This is a genomic window from Methanofollis sp., from assembly GCF_028702905.1.
Taxonomy (GTDB): domain Archaea; phylum Halobacteriota; class Methanomicrobia; order Methanomicrobiales; family Methanofollaceae; genus Methanofollis.
In genome coordinates this window covers 1-3698 of record NZ_JAQVNX010000072.1, presented here as the reverse complement: position 1 = coordinate 3698, position 3698 = coordinate 1, and the positions used below count along the sequence as shown (strand labels likewise).

Annotated in this window: 4 protein-coding genes; all 4 read left to right on the top strand. The window is 59.1% G+C overall.

What is annotated here, in order from left to right:
* Positions 1-218, top strand: a 218-nt coding sequence (locus PHP59_RS08935; protein WP_300166164.1) for a hypothetical protein, incomplete at its 5' end; no start/stop codon positions are given.
* 413 nt (positions 219-631) lie between these two features.
* Complete coding sequence (locus PHP59_RS08930; protein WP_300166162.1) at positions 632-1915, top strand: ORC1-type DNA replication protein; 1284 nt, start codon at positions 632-634, stop codon at positions 1913-1915.
* Positions 1916-1920: 5 nt separating this feature from the next.
* The gene (locus PHP59_RS08925) at positions 1921-2412 is read left to right on the top strand and encodes an Lrp/AsnC family transcriptional regulator (protein ID WP_300166160.1); all 492 of its coding nucleotides are present in this window, start codon (positions 1921-1923) and stop codon (positions 2410-2412) included.
* Between the two features lie 8 nt (positions 2413-2420).
* Positions 2421-3581: an aminotransferase class I/II-fold pyridoxal phosphate-dependent enzyme gene (locus PHP59_RS08920; protein ID WP_300166158.1), complete on the top strand. Its 1161-nt coding sequence runs from the start codon at positions 2421-2423 to the stop codon at positions 3579-3581.
* Positions 3582-3698 lie beyond the last annotated feature (117 nt).

Here is a 3698-nt window from a genome sequence, read left to right as displayed (position 1 = left end):
GGATCGGAGATCGAGATCCACAGATCAGGGATCAGATCAGGAGAAGCGATCAGGAGATCAGGATCCAGGATCGGAGATCGAGATCCACAGATCAGGGATCAGATCAGGAGAAGCGATCAAAAGATCAGGATCCAGGATCCAGGATCCAGGATCCGAGATCAGCCGATCATAGATCAGGATCTGACCGGGAGATCGGGATCATAACCTCCGGATCGTGATCCAGATCGGCGATTTCTGATCCTAAATTGAGGATCCTGATCCATGGATCGCCTGAGATCGGGATCAGCCGCCGCGCTGATCCGGGATCGGGGATCGGGATCTCTCCTGATATCTCTGATCCTCTGTTTTGTGATCGAAAGATCCTGCTCTGAGATCATAGATCATTTATAGTACAAGTCGCGAAGCTTACAACAAGCTGTTTTTCCAAATATAAAAGAAAACAGATACCCTGTTTTCCTGGCGTTCCAGTCGAAATAAAGGGGTGGGGGATCAGTTTCCTGATCTCGATGGATTCGACGGCGATCTCCCTGGCCGATATTTTGTTTATATACTATCTCCAATGGAAACAAAGGGGTTATATCTCCACGGCCCCCACCATCTGATGTTTTCCCCAGTACCCGCGGCTGATATCATGTCTGAAAACGACCATCAATCCTTTGGACTCTTTCAAAAGTTCCTGAGTAATAATCGGATCTTCAAAAACCGGGAGGTCCTCCGTCACTCGTACCGCCCCCAGATCCTCCCGCACCGGCGCCCCCAGATCGATGCCGTCGCTTCCATCCTCGCTCCTGCCCTCAAGAACGAAACCCCCTCGAACATCCTCATCTACGGGAAGACCGGGACAGGGAAGACAGCCTGTGTCAGGTACGTCGGGGCCGAACTCGAGAAGGTCGCTACGGGAGCCGGCACCAGGTGCCGGGTGGTCCACCTCAACTGCGAGGTGATCGACACCCAGTACCGGGTCCTCGCCCAGATAGCGAAGGGCCTCGAGGACCTCGACGCCACCCCGAGCGACAAGTCCCGCGCCCACATCCCGATGACCGGGTGGCCGACCGACCAGGTCTATGCCGAACTGAAAAACCAGCTCGAGAAGACCGGTGGCGTGCTCGTCATTGTCCTGGACGAGATCGACAAACTGGTCAAGAAGAGCGGTGACGAGACCCTGTACAACCTGACCAGGATCAACTCCGACCTGCGGGGTGCGAAGGTTTCGATGATCGGGATCTCCAATGACCTCAGGTTCACCGACTTCCTCGACCCCCGCGTCCTCTCCTCCCTCTCCGAGGAGGAGATCGTCTTCCCGCCGTACAACGCCCCGCAGCTCTGTGACATCCTCAGCCAGCGCGCCCAGATGGCCTTTGTCGAGAACAGCCTCGACGAGGGAGTCATCCCCCTTTGCGCCGCATTCGCCGCGCAGGAGCATGGCGACGCCAGGCGGGCCCTCGACCTCCTCCGGGTCTCGGGCGAACTCGCGGACAGGGAGAACGCGGAGAAGGTGGGGGAGAGGCATGTGCGGATGGCCCTGGAGAAGATCGAGACAGACTCGATGATCGAGTGCATCTCGACCCTGCCGACCCAGAGCAAGGTCGTCCTGTACTCGATGCTCCTCCTTGACCAGATGGACAAGAAGATCTTCACCTCAGGCGAGGTGACGCGGGTGTACCGCGAGGTCTCGCGCACCGTCAACATCGACCCCCTCACCCACCGGCGGATCACCGACCTCATCTCGGAACTGAGCATGCTCGGCGTGATCAACAGCAGGGTCGTATCGAAAGGGCGATACGGAAGGACAAAAGAGATGTGGTTTGACACCAACACGAAAAAGATACAGGAAGTATTAGCGAAAGATCCCAGGCTCTCCGAGGAGCGGCTTGCGCAGGTCGACCTCAACCGCCTGAAGGCATCATTCCGGTGATTGATATGGACGGAAAGGATTTACTCATCCTCCACCTCCTGGAGGAGAACAGCCGGATCCCGATCGAGGAACTGGCGACCATGGTTGAACTCCCGATCGAAGAGGCGGAACGCCGGATCAGGGCACTCGAAGAGGCCCGGATCATCAGAAAGTACGCCGCAGTCGTCGACTGGGAGAAGGCCGGCAACGAAGAGGTCACCTCGATCATCGCCCTCAAGGTCTCGCCTGAGCGCGACTTCGGCTACGACAGGATCGCGGGGCGTATCGCCCGCTTCAGGGAGGTCAAGGCCGTCCGTCTCGTCTCCGGGCGCTATGACCTGATCCTCCTTGTGAGGGGCCGGACGATGCAGGACGTCGCCCGCTTCGTCTCCGAGCACATCGCCACGATGGACCAGATCAGGGAGACAGCGACGCAGTTCGTGATGAAGACATACAAGGAGAACGGGACTCCGTACGACGAGCGCGAGGCCAGCGAGCGCCTGCCGTACTCCTTCTAGGTGGCACCATGAGGGACTTTGTATCTGAAAAAGCTCGCATCATCCCCCACTCGGGGATCAGGAAGTTTTTCGACCTCTGCATGGGTATGCAGGACGTCATATCCCTTGGCGTCGGCGAACCAGACTTCTCGACCCCATGGAACATCTGCGAGGCGAGCATCTACTCCATCGAGCAGGGCGTCACGACGTACACCTCCAACCGCGGCTACCCGCCCCTGCGCGAGGCCCTTGCCGCGGACCTTGCCCGGCGCTACGATCTCAGTTACTCCCCCGAGTCCGAGATCATCATCACGACCGGCGTCTCTGAGGCCGCCGACATCGCGATCAGGGCGGTCGTCGACCCCGGGGACGAGGTGATCGTTCAGGACCCCGCCTATGTCAGCTACGCTCCCTGTGTCACCCTGACCGGCGGGAAACCTGTCCCCCTTCCCTGTCTTGAGAAGGACCGCTTCAAGGTCACCCCCGACTCCCTGCAGGAACAGATCACCGGCAAGACGAAGGCCGTCCTCCTCAACTTCCCGAGCAACCCGACGGGCGGTGTGATGACCCGCGACGACTACCGTGCGATCGCCGACATCCTTGTCGACCGCGACCTCCTCCTCATCTCCGACGAGGTCTATTCGGAGCTCACCTATGAGGGCACCCACTGTTCGCCGGCCTCCATCCCCGAACTCCGCGACAGGACGATCACCCTCAACGGTTTCTCGAAGGCCTACGCGATGACCGGGTGGCGGGTCGGCTATCTCTGCGCACCTCCCGAGATCTCCGACGCCGCCCTGAAGATCCACCAGTATGTGATGCTCTGCGCCCCGGTGATGGGCCAGATCGCCGCGTATGCCGCACTGCGGCAGGCCGAGCAGGACAAGAACGAGATGGTCAGGGAGTATCGCCTCCGCAGGAACCTCTTTGTCGAGGGGCTCAACAGGATCGGCCTCCGCTGCCACATGCCGGAGGGCGCTTTCTATGCCTTCCCCTCCATCGAGGCCACCGGCCTCACCGACGAGGAGTTTGCCGAGCGTCTCCTGAAGGAGCAGAAAGTCGCGGTCGTACCCGGCAGCGCCTTTGGCGAGTCGGGCCGCGGCCATATCAGGTGTTCCTATGCAACAAGCCGGGAAAACCTCTCTCTGGCTGTCGAAAGGATGGGCACCTTTGTCTCAGGTCTGATCTGATTATATTATCCTATTTTTATCTCTCAAATCTTCGGAATCGCCCGGATCCCTTCGGCAGAGGGTATGACCTTTGTCTGACAAATGGCGGGTGCATGACCCCTTTGTTTCCACTGGAGA